Origin of the sequence: Accumulibacter sp., assembly GCF_023806635.1 — a bacterium.
Lineage (GTDB): Bacteria > Pseudomonadota > Gammaproteobacteria > Burkholderiales > Rhodocyclaceae > Accumulibacter.
The window spans coordinates 38,536-59,033 of the sequence record NZ_JAMTDQ010000097.1 but is presented as its reverse complement, the minus strand read 5'-3'; the positions used below and the strand labels follow the sequence as shown (position 1 = coordinate 59,033).

At 65.5% G+C, this 20,498-nt stretch carries 17 protein-coding genes; 11 read left to right on the top strand and 6 right to left on the bottom strand.

Going from position 1 to position 20,498, the window contains the following annotated elements; translation table 11 throughout:
- Nucleotides 1-438: 438 nt before the first annotated feature.
- Genes NFW30_RS17175 through NFW30_RS17165 form a run of 3 tightly spaced genes read left to right on the top strand, consistent with a single transcriptional unit; the run spans nt 439 to nt 2,662 of the window.
- Entirely contained in the window at nt 439-1,245 is an 807-nt protein-coding gene (locus NFW30_RS17175) for an amino acid ABC transporter substrate-binding protein (protein WP_295358089.1), read from the top strand.
- A gap of 6 nt (nt 1,246-1,251) precedes the next feature.
- A complete protein-coding gene (locus tag NFW30_RS17170; protein ID WP_295358087.1) occupies nt 1,252-1,905 on the top strand; it encodes an amino acid ABC transporter permease in 654 nt (217 codons plus the stop codon).
- 4 nt (nt 1,906-1,909) lie between these two features.
- Entirely contained in the window at nt 1,910-2,662 is a 753-nt protein-coding gene (locus tag NFW30_RS17165) for an amino acid ABC transporter ATP-binding protein (RefSeq protein WP_295358102.1), read from the top strand.
- 84 nt (nt 2,663-2,746) lie between these two features.
- On the opposite strand, the gene NFW30_RS17160 is transcribed toward NFW30_RS17165, so the two are convergent.
- From NFW30_RS17160 to NFW30_RS17150, 3 genes are all read right to left on the bottom strand, one after another.
- Nucleotides 2,747-3,235, bottom strand: a complete 489-nt coding sequence (locus tag NFW30_RS17160) for a DUF1499 domain-containing protein (protein WP_295358085.1) — start codon at nt 3,233-3,235, stop codon at nt 2,747-2,749.
- Between the two features lie 326 nt (nt 3,236-3,561).
- Nucleotides 3,562-4,134 carry a PEP-CTERM sorting domain-containing protein gene (locus NFW30_RS17155; RefSeq protein WP_295358083.1) on the bottom strand — a complete coding sequence of 191 codons (573 nt, stop codon included), beginning with the start codon at nt 4,132-4,134 and terminating at the stop codon, nt 3,562-3,564.
- A gap of 287 nt (nt 4,135-4,421) precedes the next feature.
- Complete coding sequence (locus NFW30_RS17150; protein WP_295358081.1) at nt 4,422-5,009, bottom strand: malonic semialdehyde reductase; 588 nt, start codon at nt 5,007-5,009, stop codon at nt 4,422-4,424.
- 250 nt (nt 5,010-5,259) lie between these two features.
- On the opposite strand from NFW30_RS17150, the gene NFW30_RS17145 reads away from it, so the two are divergent.
- Genes NFW30_RS17145 through NFW30_RS17130 form a run of 4 tightly spaced genes read left to right on the top strand, consistent with a single transcriptional unit; the run spans nt 5,260 to nt 12,060 of the window.
- Complete coding sequence (locus tag NFW30_RS17145) at nt 5,260-8,430, top strand: BPTD_3080 family restriction endonuclease (RefSeq protein WP_295358100.1); 3,171 nt, start codon at nt 5,260-5,262, stop codon at nt 8,428-8,430.
- Entirely contained in the window at nt 8,427-8,834 is a 408-nt protein-coding gene (locus NFW30_RS17140; protein WP_295358079.1) for a type II toxin-antitoxin system VapC family toxin, read from the top strand. Before NFW30_RS17145 ends, NFW30_RS17140 begins: the two co-directional genes overlap by 4 nt.
- Nucleotides 8,831-11,479, top strand: a complete 2,649-nt coding sequence (locus NFW30_RS17135; protein WP_295358077.1) for a site-specific DNA-methyltransferase — start codon at nt 8,831-8,833, stop codon at nt 11,477-11,479. Before NFW30_RS17140 ends, NFW30_RS17135 begins: the two co-directional genes overlap by 4 nt.
- The gene (locus NFW30_RS17130; RefSeq protein WP_295358074.1) at nt 11,476-12,060 is read left to right on the top strand and encodes a plasmid pRiA4b ORF-3 family protein; all 585 of its coding nucleotides are present in this window, start codon (nt 11,476-11,478) and stop codon (nt 12,058-12,060) included. Before NFW30_RS17135 ends, NFW30_RS17130 begins: the two co-directional genes overlap by 4 nt.
- 117 nt (nt 12,061-12,177) lie before the next feature.
- Here NFW30_RS17130 and NFW30_RS17125 read toward each other — a convergent pair whose 3' ends face one another.
- Complete coding sequence (locus tag NFW30_RS17125) at nt 12,178-12,450, bottom strand: BrnA antitoxin family protein (protein ID WP_295358072.1); 273 nt, start codon at nt 12,448-12,450, stop codon at nt 12,178-12,180.
- A complete protein-coding gene (locus tag NFW30_RS17120) occupies nt 12,434-12,733 on the bottom strand; it encodes a BrnT family toxin (RefSeq protein WP_295358070.1) in 300 nt (99 codons plus the stop codon). Before NFW30_RS17120 ends, NFW30_RS17125 begins: the two co-directional genes overlap by 17 nt.
- A 223-nt stretch (nt 12,734-12,956) precedes the next feature.
- Between NFW30_RS17120 and NFW30_RS17115 the strand changes: the two genes are divergently transcribed.
- The 4 genes from NFW30_RS17115 (at nt 12,957) to NFW30_RS17100 (ending at nt 19,566) form a co-directional block, all read left to right on the top strand.
- The gene (locus NFW30_RS17115; RefSeq protein ID WP_295358068.1) at nt 12,957-15,980 is read left to right on the top strand and encodes an ankyrin repeat domain-containing protein; all 3,024 of its coding nucleotides are present in this window, start codon (nt 12,957-12,959) and stop codon (nt 15,978-15,980) included.
- 232 nt (nt 15,981-16,212) lie between these two features.
- Complete coding sequence (locus NFW30_RS17110) at nt 16,213-16,620, top strand: hypothetical protein (RefSeq protein ID WP_295372374.1); 408 nt, start codon at nt 16,213-16,215, stop codon at nt 16,618-16,620.
- 7 nt (nt 16,621-16,627) lie between these two features.
- On the top strand, nt 16,628-18,046 hold the full coding sequence (locus NFW30_RS17105) for a hypothetical protein (RefSeq protein WP_295358065.1): 1,419 nt from the start codon (nt 16,628-16,630) through the stop codon (nt 18,044-18,046).
- 23 nt (nt 18,047-18,069) lie between these two features.
- On the top strand, nt 18,070-19,566 hold the full coding sequence (locus NFW30_RS17100) for a hypothetical protein (RefSeq protein ID WP_295358063.1): 1,497 nt from the start codon (nt 18,070-18,072) through the stop codon (nt 19,564-19,566).
- Between the two features lie 64 nt (nt 19,567-19,630).
- Here the strand turns inward: NFW30_RS17100 and NFW30_RS17095 are convergent, their stop codons facing one another.
- The gene (locus tag NFW30_RS17095; protein WP_295358061.1) at nt 19,631-20,425 is read right to left on the bottom strand and encodes a protein-L-isoaspartate(D-aspartate) O-methyltransferase; all 795 of its coding nucleotides are present in this window, start codon (nt 20,423-20,425) and stop codon (nt 19,631-19,633) included.
- Nucleotides 20,426-20,498 lie beyond the last annotated feature (73 nt).

The window sequence follows — 20,498 nt, the reverse complement described above, 5'->3', positions numbered from 1 at the left end:
GCTGCGCGACCTGTCGGTGTCGCTCGACAACCTCGGCCGCGTCGCAGAGGCGCAGAAGTGAAAACGGGCCGGGCTCAGTTCAGTCTGACGCCGGGGTGACGAGCGGGATCGTCAGTCTGCCCCCTTTTTCCCGGCAGGCGCGGCGTCTTGCCGACGCAGGGGTTTCTTCCGCGGCGGCGGGTGTGCCGAAGTCGACGAAGTGAGCCATCGCCGCCGCCACCACCGGCGCCGAGATGGCAGAAGTGGTCGCGTGCGATCCTGATCGACGCGCCGACGTCGCTGTCGCGGACGATGAACGTGACGGGGTGACCGCTGCGACTTGGTTATACTGGCGGCCTCGTCGCACACCTCACCCGGCAAGCAGGTGTCCGCAAACCGGCGACGAAGCGGCCGCCCCGGCGTCCGCCGCCGCCATCGTCACGCTCACAGGAAAGAAGAATGAAGAAGATCACCACTGTTCTGTCGCTCGTCCTCGTGTCCGCCGCGCTGCTCGCGGCCTGTGGACGCAAGGACGACACCGCCGCAGCCAAGCCGGCGGCGGCACCGGCGCCGGCCGCCGCCATCGTCGTCGGACTGGACGACAACTTCCCGCCGATGGGCTTTCGCGACGAACAGAACACGCTCGTCGGCTTCGACATCGATCTCGCCCGGGAAGCCGGCAAGCGGCTCGGTGCCGAGGTCCGCTTCAAGCCGATCGACTGGAATGCCAAGGAAGCCGAACTGAACGGCAAGCGGGTTGACGTGTTGTGGAATGGCCTGACGATCACCGAGGCGCGCAAGGAGAAGATCCTGTTTACCACGCCCTACCTCGAGAACCGGCAGATCATCGTCGTCCCCGAAGCGTCGCCACTCAGGACCAAGGCTGACCTTGCCGGCAAGGTTGTCGGCGTGCAGGAGGGCAGCAGCGCGATCGAGGCCATCGAGCGCGACGCGGCCACCGCGAAGTCAGTCAAGGAACTGAAGAAGTTCGGCGACAACGTCACCGCGCTGATGGATCTGCGCGCCGGCCGGCTCGACGCGCTGGTCGTCGACGAGGTCGTCGGCCGCTACTACACCGCCAGGAAGCCGGGGGAGTACCGCGTCCTCGACGAAAACTTCGGCACCGAGGACTACGGTGTCGGTACGCGCAAGGACGACGTCGAACTGATGGCGCGCCTGCAGAAGACGCTCGACGAGATGAAGAACGACGGTTCGGCCGCTGCGATATCGACGAAATGGTTCGGCAAGGACATCATCAAGAAATAGTCCCGGATGGACTACCTGGTCCGCATCATCGGCCCCCTGCTCGAGGGCACGGGGGTGACGCTGCAGGTCTTCCTCATCAGCTTCGTCCTCTCGGTGCCGCTCGGCCTCGCCCTGGCGCTCGTCCGGGTTTCGCGCTTCGCCTTCGCCAGCAGCCTGGTCAACGGCTACATCTGGCTGATGCGCGGCACGCCGCTGATGCTGCAGATGCTGTTCATCTATTTCGCGCTGCCTTTCGTGCCGCTGATCGGTGTCCGCCTGCCGGATTTTCCGGCCGCCATCGTCGCCTTCGTCCTCAACTACGCGGCGTACTTCGCCGAGATCTTCCGCGCCGGCATCCAGTCGATCGATCGCGGCCAGTATGAGGGTGCGCGCGTCCTCGGGCTGAGCTACGCGCAGACGATGCGACGGATCATCCTGCCGCAGGTCTTCAAGCGCATCCTGCCGCCGCTGAGCAACGAGACGATCACGCTGGTCAAGGACACGTCGCTGATCTACGTGCTGGCGATGAATGACCTGCTGCGCGCCGCGCGCGGCATCGTCCAGCGCGATTTCACGACGATGCCCTTCGTCGTCGCGGCGGCGTTCTACCTGCTGATGACGCTGGTCCTGACGCTCGCCTTCCAGTACCTGGAAAGGAAGCACGCGGTCTACGATGGCTAGGCCGATGATCGATGCGCGCGGCGTCCACAAGCGCTTTGCCGCGGTCGAAGTGCTCAGGGGCGTGTCGTTGGCGGTCGACCAGGGCGAAGTGGTTGCCGTCATCGGCCCATCGGGGTCCGGCAAGAGCACCTTCCTGCGTTGCCTCAACCATCTCGAGACGATCAGCCGCGGCAGCATCGACATCGAGGGCGAAACGCTGGTCGCCACCACCGCCGATGGCGTCTGCCGCTACGCACCCGACGCCGACATCCGCCGCATCTGTCGCCGGATGGGAATGGTGTTCCAGCACTTCAACCTGTTTCCGCATCTGACGGTGCTGCAGAACGTCATTGAGGCGCCGATCACCGTCAAGGGGCTGCGGCGCGACGAGATCGTCCCGCGAGCCGAGGAACTGCTGCGCAAGGTCGGCCTGCTCGACAGGCAGGCGAGTCATCCGTCGCGGCTTTCCGGCGGCCAGAAGCAGCGCGTCGCGATTGCCCGCGCGCTGGCCATGGAGCCGGACATCATGCTCTTCGACGAGCCGACGTCGGCGCTCGACCCGGAGCTCACCGGCGAGGTCCTGCGTACCATCCGCGAACTGGCCGAAGAACACATGACGATGCTGGTGGTGACGCACGAAATGGCCTTCGCGCGCGAGGTGGCGAGCCGCGTCGTCTTCATGGACGGCGGCGAGATCCTCGAGGCGCGTCCGGCACGCGAGCTGTTTGCCGCGCCCGAACACCCACGCACGCGCGCGTTCCTCGAGAACATGCTGTAGCGCGCGGCAGCTTGGGGGCGGCAGTCCGGCTGCAGCCGGCGGTTGCACGCCCGGGGGCATCGTGGTGCGGCTGTCGGCGCCGCTTCAGGAAGCCGCGAGCCGGGTCCGCAGTTCCTCGATGCGCCGGCGATTGAGCCCGAAATCGCTGCGCCCGACGCGCGACGCCGAGCGCACTTGGATCACCCCGCTGCCGGGGTCGTACCAGAACTCGACGTCGTCGACGAACTTCATCAGTCGCGTCTCGCAGCGGACGTAGAGATAGTCGTCGCGGTGGTCGACGATGGTGACGCCGGGCTGCCCCTGCAGCAGTGCCTGCAGCCTGGCGATCGTCGCCGGTCCATCGCCGCGGAGCGCCAGCGGGGCAATCTGCGCCTGCTCACGCTGCGCGTGTCCGGCCCACAGGAACGCCTGGCTGCTGACGCTGTTGGCGGTCTCCGACGGCGGCTTGAGCCGGCCGGCGTGCACCCCGAGGTCCTCGGGAGGCGTGCCGCCGAACAGCCCGACCTGGCCGGCGAGAACGGCCAGCAGCAGCGTGGCGACGATGCCGATTCCGATCCACCTGACGATTCGCATGCTGCACCTTCTGTCGAGAACGCACGCTGAAACGTGCCTGAGAGCGGCATGATGGGCGGAACAGCGGGCGTCCTGCGCGGCCGTCGCAAGGTGGTGAACAGGCTGTCGGCATCCGGATGCGCGCTGCAACGCCGCTGCCAGTCTCATGCCGGGCAGGCACCTACGTCCGGCACGCGTTGCCGAGGCATCGTGACCGCTTCCAGCGGCGCCCGTCTACTGCGGCCGGACAGAATGACGGCGGCCGCTGGCAGGAATCTCTGCCAGCGGCCGCTGATTCGCTCAGTCCCGGTGCGTCGGGGCTGCCGCAACTGACCGATTGCCGTCGTCTACCGGGCGCGCCGCCGCCGAAGACCGGCTGCAGCCAGTGCGGCGCCACCCAGGAGAGCCAGCGAGCCCGGCTCGGGAACGTCGGAGCGGACGTTGGTGAAGACGAAACGGTTGTCGTCGTAGTCGCGGTCACCGCCGCCAAAGATATCCTCGAAACCGACCCACAGACCGTCGACCGGAATCACTCCGTCGGCAGCCCAGCTCGCGTGGCCGACGTGCACCAACCCGTCGGGGTTGCCTGCGCCGGGGCCGGTGAAGAAGCTGTTGCCGGTGGAGGTGACGTCCATGCGAAAGCGCAGTACCGTCCCTGCTGCATAGGTGCCGAGGCTCAGTGACGTACCGACTGGCGTCGAGTGGTTCTGGAAGAAAGGATTGCCGGCAAAGCCCAGTGGCTCGATCAGGTTGAGCTCGCTGTCGTAACCGGCACTTTGGCCAGCAAAGTAGATCACCACTTCGCCGCCCGTCGTGACGAGTTCAGCCGCCGTCGGCGTGACCGGGGATACCAAACCCGCCTGCGCGGATCCTGCGACGAAAGCCAGCGCCATCGCTGCCGTCAAAAGCTTCTTGTTCATTCCTGCGATCTCCTTGTCGTGTGCTGCCGGTGCTCGATTGCTGATTGGTCTGGCAACCCCTCGGGCTGCCGCAGTCTGTGAAAAGCAAGTGCCGTGCCACGATCAGGTGCTGCGTATAAGTTGCTGTTTTGAAATACTTCAGACAATTACTGGCGAGGCAGGAAGGCGGCTGATGTAAAGGAATCCGACACCACCGACCGCTGCGGGCCGCACGCCGGGGTGTGAGGCCGTCGTCGCTTGCAGCCCTGCGGCGCTGCTGGCACGTGCTGGCCCGTCCGCACGGCCGCTCAGACGATCCGGCAGGCCTCGTCGAAGGCGAGTCGCGGTCCCCGCGGATGCAGGCCGGCGGGGTCGCCGATGCCGAGGTTGCAGAGGAAGTTGACCTGATGACGCCCGTCGGCGAAGAAGGCGGCGTTGAGCTTGCCGGCGTCGAAGCCGGACATCGGGCCGCAGTCGAGGCCGAGTGCGCGCGCTGCCAGGATCAGGTAGGCGCCCTGCAGCGTGCCGTTGCGAAAGGCGGTGCTGGCGGCCAGTTCGGCGTTGGCGGCGAACATTGGTCGCGCGTCGTAGGCGGGAAACATCGTCGGCAGATGTTCGTGGAACAGGCTGTCGGTGGCGATGATCACCGTCACCGGCGCCGCCAGCGTCTTCTCCAGGTTGCCGGGCGACAGCGCCGGCGCCAGCAGCGCCTTGCCTTGCGGGCTGGTGACGAAGACCAGTCGTGCCGGCTGGCAGTTCATCGACGTCGGTCCCCACTTCATCAGGTCGTAGAGCTGCCGCAGGGTGGCCTCGGCGATCGGCTCGGGCCGGAAGGCGTTGTGCGTGCGGGCGTTGAGGAAAAGCTGATCGAGTGCTTCGCTGGCAAGGGCTGGCATGGAGTGTCCTTCGGATCGCGGGTTGGGGGGAGGGTGGGCAGTGTCCCAGGCGGCAGCGACACGACCGTCCTACTGTCCGGAAGCTGGCTGCTCGCAGCGCTTCGACGGCGATGCGCGGCAGGAGTTCATGTCCGCCGCCCAGCGACAACGAGGGCGGTTGCGCGTCGACCGCCTTCGCCGCACGGCACGGGCGACAGCCAGCAGGGGCTGCTAGAATCCCTCACCTCCCCGCCTGTCACCCCTCTTGCCCATGGCTTCCGCCGACAACCCGATCCTGAACTCGCCCTACGAGGAACCAACCCGGCACTACGCCACCGATGCGCAGGGAAACCTCAACTATCGCGACGTTCGTCCCGGTCGCCGCATCTTCACCGCGGACGTGCCGCAGGTGCCGATCGGCCAGCCTGACCAGGGCAGCATTTTCGACCTCAACGATTTCCCGACGTTGTACGGCGAGCATTTGATCAATACGCTGCGCGACGAGCTGCGTTCCTGGCGGCAAGCCGGCTACCGCGGCGTCAGCAGCCGCGTCACCCGCGATCTCCTGCAGTACTGGTTCGCCAACCCCGAGCGGGCGGCGCATCAGAAGCTGTTCTTCGCACAGCAGGAAGCGGTCGAGGCCGCCATCTGGCTGAACGAAGTGGCCGAGAAATCGAACACCGGCACGCATGTCCAGAACCAGTTGCGGCAACGACAGGCGACGGCGAGCGACGATCCGGCCAACCACCTGCCGCGCATCGCCTTCAAGATGGCTACCGGCTGCGGCAAGACCGTGGTCATGGCCTGCCTGATCCTCTATCACTACTTCAATCGCCGCGAGTACCGCAACGATACGCGCTACGTCGACTACTTCCTGGTCCTGGCACCGGGCATCACCATCCGCGATCGCCTCAACGTTCTGCTGCCGGACGGCCACAGCCAGCAGCCGTCGGCCGCTGCGGACTACTATCGCCAGCGCCATCTGGTGCCAGCGGCCTACCAGCACGCCCTCGGCGAACTCGCTCACCGGCTGGTCATCACCAACTACCACGAATTCCTGCCACGTGTGCTCGGCGGCAACAAGCGCACGCCCTTCGATGGCAAGCTCGGCGACGATGGCAGGAAGGTCGAGAGCCGCGAGGACGAAAGCCAGATGCTGCGCCGCGTTCTTGGTGGCTTCAAGGCCGGGCGCCGGCTGCTGGTGATCAATGACGAGGCGCACCATTGCTACCTCCCGCGCGCCAGAGGTCGCGACACCGAACTCGACAATTCGGCCACCGAGAACGAGCGCGCTGCCGTCTGGTTCTCCGGCCTGCGTGCCTGTGCCCGACGCTTCCAGGTGCGGGCCGTCCATGACCTGTCGGCGACGCCGTTCTACCTCTCCGGCTCCGGCTTTCCCGCGTACGCTCTGTTTCCCTGGGTGGTCAGCGATTTCGGCCTGATCGAAGCGATCGAAGCCGGCCTGGTCAAGATCCCCTTTCTGCCGATCGACGACAGCAGCCAGGCGATCGGCGAGCCGGTACTGAAGAACCTCTACGAGAACTGCAAGACCGAACTCCCGCGCAAGGGGCAGCGCTTGCAGCGCCGTGAGGCGAAGGAAGCCGCCGCCGGCGAGGCAGCGCCGAACCTGCCGGCGCTGGTCAGGCAGGCGCTCGACCAGTTCTATGCCCACTACGACGAATACGAGCGCGGTCTGCGCCGGCGGGGCGAACTGAAAGCCGACCTGTTCACGGCGCCGCCGGTCTTCATCGTCGTCTGCGGCAACACTGCCGTCTCGCGCGAAGTCTTCAAGGAGATTGCCGGTTACGAACGCGTGGACCAGAATGGCGAGCGCAGCGCCGTTCCCGGCCGCTTCCCGCTGTTCTCGAATTTCGACCGGGATACGGAGCGGCCGCTGGCGCGACCGCCGACCCTGCTGATCGACAGCGATGCCCTCGAACACTCGGGCCAGATCGACGAAGGATTCAAGAAGGTGTTCGCGCCCGAGATCGAGCGCTTCAAGCGTCAATACCGCCTCCGCCACCCCGAGCGCGGCGTCGAGGAACTGAGCGACGCGCAACTGCTGCGCGAAGTGGTCAATACCGTCGGCAAGCCGGACACCCTCGGCGCACACATTCGCTGCGTCGTCTCGGTGTCGATGCTCAGCGAAGGCTGGGATGCCAACACCGTCACGCACGTCATGGGATTGCGCGCCTTCGGCTCGCAACTGCTCTGCGAACAGGTTGCGGGCCGGGCGCTGCGCCGCCGCCACTACTTTACCGACCCGAAGACCGGCAAGTTCCCGCCCGAGTACGCGCACATCATCGGCATCCCCTTCAAGCTGTTCCAGGCCGGTAGGAGCAGCCACGTCGACCCGCCGCAGTACGCCACGCTGCGTGCACTGCACGAACGCGCCAGCCTCGAGATCCGCTTTCCCAATCTGGTCGGCTACCGCCTGCAGACCGACAGCGACCGCCTCGCCGCCGACTTCAGCCGCACGCCCGACTATCGCCTCGATACCACCCGGCTGCCGCTGGAAACGACGCTTGGCACGGCCGTCTCCGAAGATCGCCAGACGATGCGCCTCCAACTCGACGAACTGCGCGAGCAGACGGTGATCTACAAGCTGACGCGCGACTACCTGCGCCGGATCCATGGCGACGAAGCGCAGCGCGCCGACCTGCGTCTCTTCCAGCAGGTCAGGCACATCGTCGAGCGCTGGTACGAGGAAAAGCTGCAAGTCGTCGGCGAGGACGACCCGATCTACAAGCGCCTGGTGATCTACGAAGACCCGCAGCCGGTCGTCGAGAGCATCAACCGCGGCATCGTTGCCCAGGCCGCCGAATCTCAGCGCGTGCTGCCGATCCTCAACCACTACAACCCGCAGGGCAGCACGCGGCACGTCTTCGGCCGCAGCAGCCGCAAGACCTGGCCGACGAAGAAGAGTCACGTCAATCTGGTCGTCGCCGACACCGGCACCTGGGAGCAGATCGCCGCGAAGACGCTGGAAAAGCTGCCGGCGGTCGAGAGTTACGTCAAGAACGCCTTCCTCGATTTCCGCATTCCCTACGTCAGCGGCGGCAAGGAGCGCAGCTACCTGCCCGACTACCTGATCCGGCTGCGCACCCCGAAGCTGCGCAGCGGCAACCTGATCCTCGAGATCAGCGGCTTCAACCAGGACAAGGAACTCAAGCGCTGGGCGGTACGCGAACGCTGGCTGCCCGCCGTCAACAACGCGCGCGGCCAGCTCGGGCTGCCGCCGTGGTACTTTGCCGAGATCACGGAGATCGACGACATCAAGCCGGCGCTGACCCGGGCCATCCGGCGCATCGTCGAGGAAATCGATGCCGCCCCGGATACGCTCGGCGAAGCCCTGCGGCTGCTGGCCAGTCTGCCCGATGATTTCTACCTCGAGGGCCGGGAAGATCCACCGCTCTTCGAACAGCGCGAGCCCTTCGAATGACGCCCCGCTACCTTCTCGACACCAACATCTGCATCGCCTACAAGAAGGGCAAGCCCGGGGTGCCCGAGCGCATCGACGCCTTGCCGCCGGGTCAGGCGGCCATGTCGGTGATCACTTGGGGCGAGCTGATGCTCGGCGCCGAAAAGTCGCAACAGCGGACCCGCTCGCTGGAGATTCTCGCCAGGGTGCGGGCGATCATCCCGGTGATCGGCGTCGACGAGCGCGTCGGCACACGCTACGGCGCAATCCGCGGGGAACTGGAGAAGGCCGGCCGCACCATCGGCCCCAACGACCTTTGGATTGCCGCGCACGCGCAAGCCCTGGGCATCGCCCTGGTGACCAACAACACCGGCGAGTTTGACCGCGTCAGCGGCCTGACGCTCGAAGACTGGACCACGCCATGACCGACAAGAAGATCGACAGCCTGAAGCACCGCAACGCCAGGCGCACGCGCATCCCGAGCCAGGAAGAAGCCGGTTGCGAGCAGGAGAGCGAGGCAGCCCGCCAGACCGAGGCGAGGTGGCCGCTCAATCCGGTGACGCAGCGCGGCCAGGACCCCGAACTGTACTGGCTGGAGAAATACGGCGCCGCTGATCGCGACGAACATCTGGAAGTCGACATCCGCTCGCTCTACCGCACCGAACACATTGCCCCGGAGAAGCTGATCCAGCGCCTCTATACGCTGCGCCGTGCAGCCGACCACCAGGCCGATCTCTTCGTCGACGAACTGTTCGCCAACTACAAGGACGTCGACGAACTCGACAAGCCGCAGAGCTATTACCGTCACGCCGACCGCTGGGCCAACCGCCTGATCCAGGGCGACAGCCTGATGGTGATGGCCAGCCTGCTCGAACGCGAGGGAATGAAGGGCCAGGTGCAGATGATCTACATCGACCCGCCCTACGGCATCAAGTACGGGTCCAACTGGCAAATTCGTGTGGACAATCCATCTATGCCCGACGGTGATCCTGATGATGCTATCTCCGGCGAACCAGAGGTTGTAAAGGCATTCCGAGATACTTGGGAATTAGGTATTCACAGCTATCTTGCTTATCTACAGCAAAGATTGCTGGTTGCTAGAGAGCTATTAGCACCATCGGGCTCGGTCTTTGTTCAGATTTCTTCTGAAAATGTACATCTTGTTCGCTGTGTTGTAGACGAGGTCTTTGGCTCTAGTTGCTTTATTGCGGAGATATTGATTAAGAAGAAAGGATTTCAGAAAGGCGATTATATCCAATCTATTAATGACTATCTTCTCTGGTACTCTAGGCAGCCAATAGGCACTAGTATCGCTAAGTTTCGTCCATACTTTGTTCGAACGGGTCTCGATGACGAAACGCTGGATGAATACAAGTTTGCCGAATTGCCGGATGGAACAACTTTTCCAGTGGCTAATGCCAGGACTCCGAGCGGCGACTTGTTCGATTACCGACTAAGCCCCAAGCGGCTAGCGTCAGACTTCCCGAAGGTAAGGTTGTTTCGAGCGAATCGAATGACTAGCGGAGGAGAGCGTCGAAATCAAAGCCTCCCATTCTCCTTTGAGGGGCGCATATTCAGCCCCGGTAAAGGTAACTGCTGGAAGACCAAGGTAACTACCGACGATGGCAGCACTCCGGGGATGACCAAGCTTGCGCAAATCGGTCGGCTAATCGCTGGAACAGGCCAGCTTCGCTTCAAGTCTTATTTAGATGATTTTGGCTATCAGCGCCTGTCCAATTGGTGGGATGGGCTTGGTGGAGCGAGCAATCCAGTCTACATCGTCCAGACCAACGAGGAAATCATCAAGCGCTGCATGCTCATGACCACCGACCCCGGCGACCTCGTCCTCGACCCGACCTGCGGTTCCGGCACGACGGCCCACGTTGCCGAGCAGTGGGGTCGCCGCTGGATCACCACCGACACTTCGCGCGTCGCGTTGAACATCGCCAAGACGCGGCTGATGACGGCCAGCTACCCGTGGTACACACTGCAGGACGAGCAGAAGGGCCTGCCGCGCGAGCACTGGGATCTGCGGCACGGTTTCCTCTACAGGACGGTGCAGCGCATCACCCTCGGCTCGCTGGCCAACGACGAACCGCCAGAGGAGGTGACGCTCTACGACCAGCCGGCGGTCGACCGCGGCAAGCTGCGCGTCGCCGGGCCGTTCACCGTCGAGACATTGCAGAGCTACGAGCCGCTGGCGCCGGAGGATGTCGCGCAGGCGAGCCTCGACCACCAGCGGATGGAAGCGTTTCAGGCGCGCGTCTTCGAGCACCTGAAGACCGCCGGCGTCAAGAACGGCGCACGCAACGAGATGGCGGTCTTCGTCCGCGTCGATGCGCTGCCCGACAGCGCGCTGCACGCCGAGGGCTATTACGATGCCGCAGACGGCGAGCAGAAGGCCTACATCCACCTCGGCCCGCAGTTCGCGCCGGTCAGCCGGCAGGCGGTGAACGACGCGGTGAAGGCCTGCCGGGCGCGCGGCGACGCGCAATGGCTCCTGATTCTCGGCTTCGCCTTCGAGTCGGACGTCGAGAATTCAGTGCAGAGGCAGCGCGCTGGCAGTTTCCGCGTCGACAAGGTGCGCATGCACGACGACCTGCTGCAGGCCGGCCTGACGAGGAAGGACCGCAAGGCCGCCACCTTCGTCACCATCGGCGAGCCGGACATCGCCCTACAGCGCGACGGCGATACGGTCCGCGTCGAAATCCGCGGTCTCGATCTCTACGACCCGATTCGCGACGAGGTCAAGGCGCGCTCGGTGGCCGACATCGCCTACTGGATGGTCGACGACGACTACGATGGCTCCAGCTTCATGGTCCGCCAGGTGTTCTTCTGTGGCGGCGACCGGGACGAGTTCGACAAGTGGCAGCGTGGCCTGTCCGACGTGGCGAAGACGCGCACCCGCAGGAAACTGGAGAACACGCTCAAGATTGAAATCGACGCCGAAGCCTTCGACCGCCTGTACGGCTTCGTTTCCCATCCCATTCCCTTCCGGACCGGCAGGCGTGTGGCGGTGCGCGTCGTCAGCCAGTTCGGCGAGGAATCGACCAAGGTACTGCAACCATGAACACGCCAACGACCATGCCGCGCGAACGCCTGCGCCTGAAGATCACCCTCGAACGCTTCCGGCCCGCGATCTGGCGCCGCGTCGAGGTCGACGACGACCTCAGTTTCCAGGAATTGCACCGGGTCATCCAGGTGGCCATGGGCTGGGAAGATGCCCACCTGCACGAATTCCGCGTCGCCGGCTTGCGGATCGGAATGCCGGTTGACTCGGACGGCATGTTCGACGATGACGAACCGGCGCTTCCCGAAGACACCACGATACTCGGCGCCTGGCTGTCGGGTCAGCGGAAGTTCCGTTACTGGTACGACTTCGGTGACGACTGGTGGCATAGCATCGCCATCGAAAAGCGGCTGCCGGCCGACCCGGCGGCGCCGCGCGCCGTGCTGCTCGCCGGCAGGGGGGCGTGTCCGCCCGAGGACTGCGGCGGCGTGTACGGCTACGCCGACCTCATCGCCACCTGGAGCGACCCGGCAGCCGAGGATTACGAGAGCGTCCGGGAGTGGCTCGGCGACGATTTCGACCCGAACGCGTTCGACCTCGCCGAGCATGCCCGGCGAGTCGGCTACGTCATCATGCGCTGAGGCCGGCCGGCGCCATCGGGAGCAACGGCCCATGCCGGCGGGGGTCAGGGCCGTGCCGGATCGCACCTGGAAGGGGAATTCATCAGGTGCCAGAGCGCGCGCCGGTTCTTTGTCACTTCAGTGATGTTCAACCTTCTCCTGCAACCATACCTTGATCAGCGACTGATAGGGCACGTCGCGCGCGTTTGCCGCCGCCTTGATTGCGTCGAGCAGATGTTGCGGCAGGCGCAGCGATATGGTCTTGGTCGATGGTTTCAGGTTCGGCAGGACGACGCCCTGGGCCTGTCGCCAGTCCAGATATTCGGTCGAGTCGCTTCCCGTGCTCTCCCAGAAGGCACGTTCGTCCACCTCGCCCTGGAACTTTGGCAGCGGCTTAAACTGCTTGCTCATAAATGCTCCTTTCGTTGCGGTGCATGTCACGCGCCGAGATCACACGGATCGACGTGCCGTCATGGCGCAACGTGAACGTGATGGGCAGCGTCCGCCCCTGCCGCGTCTTGCCGAGTGCGTGGAAGCGCAATTCGTGCGTGCTGTGCCGCGCATCCGCGAGCAACAACAGCGGCTGGTGGAAGAACACTTCTTCGGCATCGGACTGGCTGACGCCATGCTTCTCGTTCTTGCGCGCGTTGCCGTCGTCCCAGTCGAAACCGCTGATACGGGTCAGATCGATCATTTCCGTATATTACCATGATATACGCCGAGGCAGGCAGTTCGATCGTCGCGCCGGCCACCGGTTGCCGCCGGGGAGAACGGTCGCGGGTCTGCGCTACAATGGCGATCCCTGGCGGCGACTGGGGCCACCGATGGCCCAGGGGTCGTCGTTCGCCGGGCCCGCCCGGTTCGGGTGCGTCGGCGCCGTCGCACCGCTTTTCCAACCACCACGCCGGAAGCAGCATGTGAAGATTCTCGAATACTCCGGCCTGGACACGACGCGCGTCCGGGCGAGCTACAGGAAGGTGGCGGAGGCCATCGCACGCGGCGATTTCCGCGCCGCGCAGGTGAAGAAGCTGGTCAATCTGAGCCACGGCAAGTTCTACCGCGCCCGCCTCGACGATGCCGACCGGCTGCTGTTCTCGCTCGTCCGCCACGGCGACGAGGTGTGCGCGCTGATGCTCGAGGTGATCGCCAACCACGATTACGACAATTCGCGCTTCCTGCGCGGCGCGGCGATCGACGAAAGCCGGGTGGCCGACATCGACGCCGCGACGGCGGTCGGCGAAGCGCTGCCGCTTCGCTACCTGCACCCGGAACGGACGGCGATTCATCTGCTCGACAAGCCGATCTCCTTCGACGACACGCAAGAGGCGATCTACCGCCAGCCGGCACCGCTGATCGTCGTCGGCAGCGCCGGCAGCGGCAAGACGGCGCTGACCCTGGAGAAACTCAAGCACGCAGAAGGCGAGGTGCTCTACGTCACGCACTCGAGCTACCTCGCACAGAGCGCCCGCGATCTCTATTACGCCAACGGCTTCGAGCACACGGGGCAGGAGGCGGTTTTCCTGTCGTATCGCGAGTTCGTCGAGTCGATCCGCGTGCCGGCTGGCCGCGAGGCGACCTGGCGCGATTTCGCCGGCTGGTTCGCGCGCATGCGGCAGGCGTTCCGCGACTTCGACGGGCACCAGGTGTTCGAGGAGATTCGTGGCGTCCTGGCGGCCGGTGCCGGCGGCATCCTGAGCCGCGAGGACTACCTGGCGCTCGGCGTCCGGCAGTCGATCTTTGCCGTCGAGCAGCGCGAGCGGCTCTACGAACTGTTCGACAAGTATCGCGCCTGGCTGGCCGAGGCGAAGCTCTACGACCTCAACCTCGTCGCCCAGGAGTGGCAGGCGCTGGCGGCGCCGCGCTACGACTTCGTCGTCATCGACGAGGTGCAGGACATCACCACCGTGCAGCTGGCACTGGTCCTGAAGACGCTGAAGAAGCCCGGCCACTTCCTGCTCTGCGGCGATTCGAACCAGATCGTGCACCCCAACTTCTTCTCCTGGAGCCAGGTCAAGAGCCTGTTCTGGAAGGATCCGAAGCTCGCCGAACGACAGCAGTTGCGCGTCCTCAGCGCCAACTTCCGCAACGGGCTCGAGGCGACGCGCGTCGCCAACCAGTTGCTCAAGATCAAGCATCGGCGTTTCGGTTCGATCGACCGCGAGAGCAACTTCCTCGTCCAGGCGGTCGGCGGCGAGGCGGGGCAGGTGGCGCTGATCGCCGACAAGGAGGCGACGAAGCGCGAACTCGACCAGAAGATCCGCCAGTCGACGCAGTTCGCCGTGCTGGTCATGCGCGACGAGGACAAGATCGAGGCGCGCCGGCATTTCGCGACGCCGCTGCTGTTCTCGATCCACGAGGCGAAAGGTCTCGAGTACGAGAACATCGTCCTCTACCGCTTCATTTCCGATCACCGCTCCGAGTTCGGCGAGATCGTCGATGGCGTTGCCGCCGCCGACCTCGAGGTCGAGACGCTCGACTACCGGCGGGCGAAGGACAAGAGCGACAAGTCGCTCGAGGTCTACAAATTCTTCGTCAACGCGCTCTATGTGGCGCTGACGCGGGCGATCCGCAACGTCTATGTGATCGAGTCCGACAGCGGGCATCCGCTCGTCGGCCTGCTCGGCCTGAGCGTCGGGCCGATGAGCGTGTCGGTGCAGAAATCGACGCTCGAGGACTGGCAGAAGGAGGCGCGCAAACTCGAACTGCAGGGCAAGCAGGAGCAGGCGGAAGCGATCCGGCAGACGATCCTGAAGCAGACGCCGGTGCCGTGGCCGGTGCTCAACGGGGAGAAGCTCGTCGACCTGCTGCAGAAGGTGTTCCGCGAACAGGCGCCGGGCGGCAAGATGAAGCAGCAGCTCTACGAGTACGCGACCTGCCACGACGAGCCGCAGCTGGCCGTCTGGCTGGCCGCCGAGGCGCGCTTCGAGCAGGCGATGAACTTCACGAAGCAGCGCGCGACCTTCGGCCGCAAGACCTACGTGCCGTACTTCGCCCCGCATTTCAAGGACATCCTGAGGCAGTGCGAGCAATACGGCCTCGAGCATCGGCTGCCGATGAACCAGACGCCGCTGATGGCGGCGGCGGCGGCCGGCAACGTGCCGCTGGTCGAGGCGCTGCTCGAGCGCGGCGCCGACCGCGATGCCGTCGACCAATATGGCTGCAACGCGCTGCACTGGGCCCTGCGCGAGGGCTTTCGCGATGCGGCCTTCGCCGCCGGCCCGCTCGCGGCGCTCTACGAGCGGTTGGCACCGGCGAGCATCGACCTGCGCACCGGCGACCGGCTGGTCCGCCTCGACCGCCACCTGGCCGAGTACTCGCTCTTCCAGACGCTCTGGGTGCTCTTCAAGTCGCGCTTCACGTACCCGCAACGTCGCCGCATGGGGGCCTTCGAGTCGAAGGACATCCTCGACGCCTGGCAGAACCTGCCGGCCAACATCGTCCGCCCGGAACGCCGGCGGCGGCAGTACCTTTCCTCGGTGCTGGCGCGCAACGAGATCGATCGCGACTACGCCTACAACCGGGCGCTGTTCCGGCGCCTGCAGCAGGGCTGGTACCAGCTCGATCCCGGCCTTTCGGTGCGTCGCCGCCGGGGCGAGGACGAGATCTGGCTGCCGGTCATCTCTGCCCTCAACCTGCCGCTGATCAGCGAGGTCTCGTACTGGGATCACGGCGAATGGGACAGCGTGCAGAAGGCGATCGACCGCCTCCTCGCACTGGCCGGCCTGCCGGCCCGCAGCCCGCCGATCGCCGCCGAGCGCCTGTTGGCGCTGCAGCGCGCGCAAGAGGAGGCGCGGCTGGCGGCAGCCAGGGAGTTGCAGGCACGACGCGCGGCAGCGCGCACCGGCGTCGCACAGCGGCCGATTCCGTGGGGCTCGCCCGAGGCCAAACGACTCGAGATCGAACGGATCCGGCAGCAGATCGAGGCGCGCCGGAAAGGCTGAACGACACGCTGCCGCTGCGCCAGCAGAGGCGTCGCTGTCCTCGCAGCCGCATCACGCTGTTGACGACGACCGGCAGGTCGATCGCGCCCTCCTTTTCCGAGCGTCGCCGGTAGAGGCATCGGCCCAGCGTCCGCTTTTCACGACGTGACCCCGCACGCGTTGACAGAAGCCCGCGTCGGCGCAGATACTCGCCGCTGGCAATCATGCGGTGTTTCTCCTTGGCGCAGCCCCTATGAAAGAGAAGTACGACGAAGCCGCACAGCGCCACTGGCGCGACGCCGAGTGGTTGCGCGGCGAGAAACGAACCGAAAACGCCGACCAGCTTTACGGTCTTGCTGCCGAATGCGCGGTCAAGGCAGTGCTGTCGAAGCTACCCGGATGCTCGTCGGGTGGGGAGTTGGCTTCGGGTTATAAGAAACATATCGACGAACTGTGGGACAGGATCCGGCTGCAGAGCGTCACCAAGCTTGCCCCCACATTGCAGTTGTTGGTACAGGCCGGCAATCCTTTTCAGGACTGGCGTGTCGGACAACGCTACGCGGGTGATGGCTGTGTTTCGTGTTCGAGCGTGACGAGCCACCGGCAGGCGACGAAGCGCCTGCTCGGTGCCTGCGGCCTGAGTGGCAGTCGCGGAACGTGATTCGACGATGAGCATGGCCGTTCGCTGTTTTGATCAGGCGCTGCCGGCTGCCTTGGGACTTCTGGCCGAGCAGTTCGCTCCGCTCGCCGAGAAGGAGCGACCAGAGATGACGATCGTCCGCGATGCTTTTGGCGGCTTGTTCGTCGTTCTGCCCGACGACGCGCTGCCGGACACCGCCGCGTGGCAGGCACTCGCCGCCCGCCTGCATGCCACGCTCGGTCGCTACAGCCCCGGCGAGCGACGCGTTCTGCTGGCCGTTGGCGATCTGATCGACGCCAACGACGTGCTGGCTTCCGCTGATCGCGTACGCCTCCCGGATGTGCCCCATACCTGGCTGGTTGATCGTTTGCAGACCAATCAGGACTGGTTGCGAACCCCGCTGGGTGCACGGCCACCCCTGCCGACCGCCGTCGCTTTCAGCATCAAGGGCGGCGTCGGGAGGACAACCGCTTGCGCGCTCTGGGCCTGGTTCCTGGCGCGCGAGGGCCGTGACGTGGTGGTGGTCGACCTCGATATCGAGTCGCCGGGCCTCGCCGGCGTCCTGCTCAGCGATGAGTGGCTGCCCGATTACGGGCTCGTCGACTGGCTGGTCGAATCATTGCGCGCGCCGCCCGACGAGTTGCTGCTGAACGAATGCCTGTCTGATTGCACGTTGGCGCACGACGCTCCCGGCCGCATTCGTGTCCTTCCCGCTTATGGGAAGAAGACGCGCGACTACATCAACAAGCTCGGCCGTGTCTATATGCCTTCAGCGAGCGCCGATGGGGCTGTTGTGCTCGGCATCGCCGAGCGCCTTTGGCAGTTGCTCGAGCAACTCGCGCGGCTGCCCGCGCCTCCCGACGCGGTACTGCTCGACTCGCGCGCCGGGCTGCACGATATCAGCTCCGCGGTGATTACCCGCCTGTCCGCGCAGGTGTTCCTTTTCGCGCGCGACGACCCGGCAAGTTGGCAAGCCTATGGACTGCTGTTCCGCCATCTGAGCCAGGCACGCAGCGTACAGTGGGGAATGCCGGATGACGATCTGCGCTGGCGGCTGGCGATGGTCGTGGCGCAGGCGGACATTGCCGAGAGCACGCGCCAGCGCGCCCGGATGCGCTGCTACGAGACGTGGCAGCCGCTCTACGACGACGAGAACGACGAGAACGACGAGCAGAGCGTCGCTGCTGGCGCGGCAGCGCATACGAGCGCGAGCGCCGAGGAGCGAATGGCCAATGACGACGAGCGAGCAGCGCGCGTTTTCGCCCTCGACGAGGATGGGCCGCACCAGCCGCTGTTCATCGCTTTCGACACCCGTTTGCGCACGATCGACCTTGCAGACGCGGCGGCACGGCCCGATTGGCAAACGATCGCCCCTACCTTTGCGGCGTTCTTCGATGCAGCAACGGAACGCTTGCTGCGCGCCAGCGAACGGGATGGGGATGCGTGAGCGCAGCGCCAGGGAGATCACCGATGGCTGAAGGAAAGCGAACAGACGGTCGATCACCCGTCTTTGCGGCTGCCGAGTACCGAGGCGCTCTGCGCGATCTGCCGAACGTCGCCGCCTGGGAGAACCTGGAACCGCCGCAACTCAGTGAGATCAGCGTGCCGCCGACGCACAACAAGGCTCTGTCGCCCGAAACAACCATCGTCGAAGGGATGCGTGGCGCGGGCAAGAGTTTCTGGACAGCAGTGCTGGCCAACGACACGACGCGCGCCTTCGTGGCCGCTGAGGCGCGGCTGGCGACCAACCAGCCGCTCGTCGTGCGCGTCGGATTTGGTCTCGACCTGAGTAACAACGATTTCCCTTCGCCGCAGTTCATGGCAGCACTCGTCGATTCCCCGCAGCCTCCGGATGCGATCTGGCGCGCCGTGCTCCTGCGCCATGCGCTGAAACTTCTGGAAAAGGATCTGCCGTTCGACGATAACTGGCAGTCCGCAGTGGGCTGGGTCGCCGCACAGCCGGCGAAGGTCGCCGAGACCCTGGCGACCGTCGACCGCGAGTTGGCAGCACAAGGCCGGACCCTGCTGCTGCTTTTCGATGCGCTCGACCGTCTGGGCGATGATTGGTCGCGTATCCGTGATCTGCTGACTGCGGCGCTCAAACTCGGTCTCGAATGCCGCTCGCGTCGCGCGCTGCGCTGCAAGTTTTTCCTGCGTCCCGACATGGTCGAGGAGGAAGACGAGGTCTGGCGCTTTGCCGACAGCGCCAAACTCCTGCACCCGAAAGCGACTCTCGACTGGAGCGCCGACGATCTGTATCGCCTTGTCGTCCAGCATCTGGCGAATTCGCCTGCCGCTGGCGCCGCCTTCCGGGCAACGCTGGCGCAGCATTGTGGCGTGCGCTGGTCAGAGGCGCACGGGGCGTATCCGTTGCCACGGGATCTGCCGGCAGAGGCACTGCGTTGGGTGATCGAAGACCTGGCGGGTCCCTGGGTCGGTCGCAGTGCGACGCGTGGCTTCACCTGGACGTGGATTCCCACTCACCTTGCGGACGCCAAACGGCGTCTCAGTCCGCGGAGCATCCTGCTCGCCTTTCGCGAGGCCGCCGAGTGGACCGAGCAACACCAACGCAGCGACCCTCGTGCGCTGCACTTCCAGGGGGTGCAGCAAGGCGTGGTGAAGGCTTCCGCAATCCGCGTGCGGGAACTGCAGGAAGACTATCCGTGGGTCGAACCGCTCCTGCGCGCGCTCAGCCGCAGCACGGTGCCGCTGAGCTTCGACGAACTCGCGCAGCACTGGACGCCCGTGTGCATCAGCGAATCGCTGGCTGCGGCGGCGAGCAAGCAGCGACTGCCACCGCGCCGCTACAGCAGCGCCGGTGGGCGCAACCTTGCCGCACTGCTTGAAGACTTGGTCGAGTTGGCTGTTCTGTACCCCACCGAAGATCGCAAGCGCTACAACATGCCCGACATTTTCCGTGTCGGCTTCGGCATCAAGCGCAAAGGAGGCGTCCGACCCCTGCGTTAGCGTCGCCCTTTGGCCACAAATCATTCCACCTCTGGGCAGCGGCCCGGGCCGCCGCTGGCGGCGGTCAGCGGCGGCCGTTCTCGGCGGTGCCGGTCATCGGCACGAAGCGAACCGGCAGGATGCGTTCACGTTCGAGCCGGCCGCCGTGTTTCCTGAGCAGGAAGAGGTTCTGGTCGCCGAAATCGCCGACCGGGATGACCATGCGGCCGCCTTCGCGGAGCTGGTCGACGAGCGGCTGCGGCACGTGGTCGGGCGCACAGGTGACGATGATCGAGTCGAAGGGCGCCGCCTCTGGCCACCCCTGGTAGCCATCGCCGTGGCGCACGCGCACGTTGCCGTAGCCGAGCCGCGCCAGGTCGCCGGCGGCGCGCTTCGCCAGCGGTTCGACGATCTCGATGCTGTAGACCTCGCGCACGAGGCTGGCGAGAATCGCCGCCTGATAGCCGGAGCCGGTGCCGATCTCGAGGACGCGGTCGCTGGGCTGCGGCGCCAGTTGCTCGGTCATGAAGGCGACGATGTAGGGTTGCGAGATCGTCTGTCCGTGACCGATCGGCAGCGGGCGGTCCTCATAGGCGCTCTGGCGGATTTCGGGCGGCACGAACTCGTGCCGCGGGACCGTCGCCATCGCCCGCAGAACCTCGGGCTTGCTGATGCCGCGCCAGTCGGCGATCAGCTGCTGCTCGACCATTCGCTGCCGGGCGGTGGCGTAGGGAGCGGCGCTGTCGGCAGCGGCCGAAGGCTCGACGACGGTGGCACCGAGCAGCGCCGGCAGCAGACCCATCGCCAGTCGCAGGTGGCCCGGCGGTCGCGCTGTCGGTGGTGTGCGGGCATCTGGCGGGGGATCGCTGGCAGCGGGCATCGTTCTCTCCGGCATTGGTTGCGGTGGGTGGTGGACGCTCGTCGAGGCAGTTCCGCTGTCGGCAGGGGGCAAT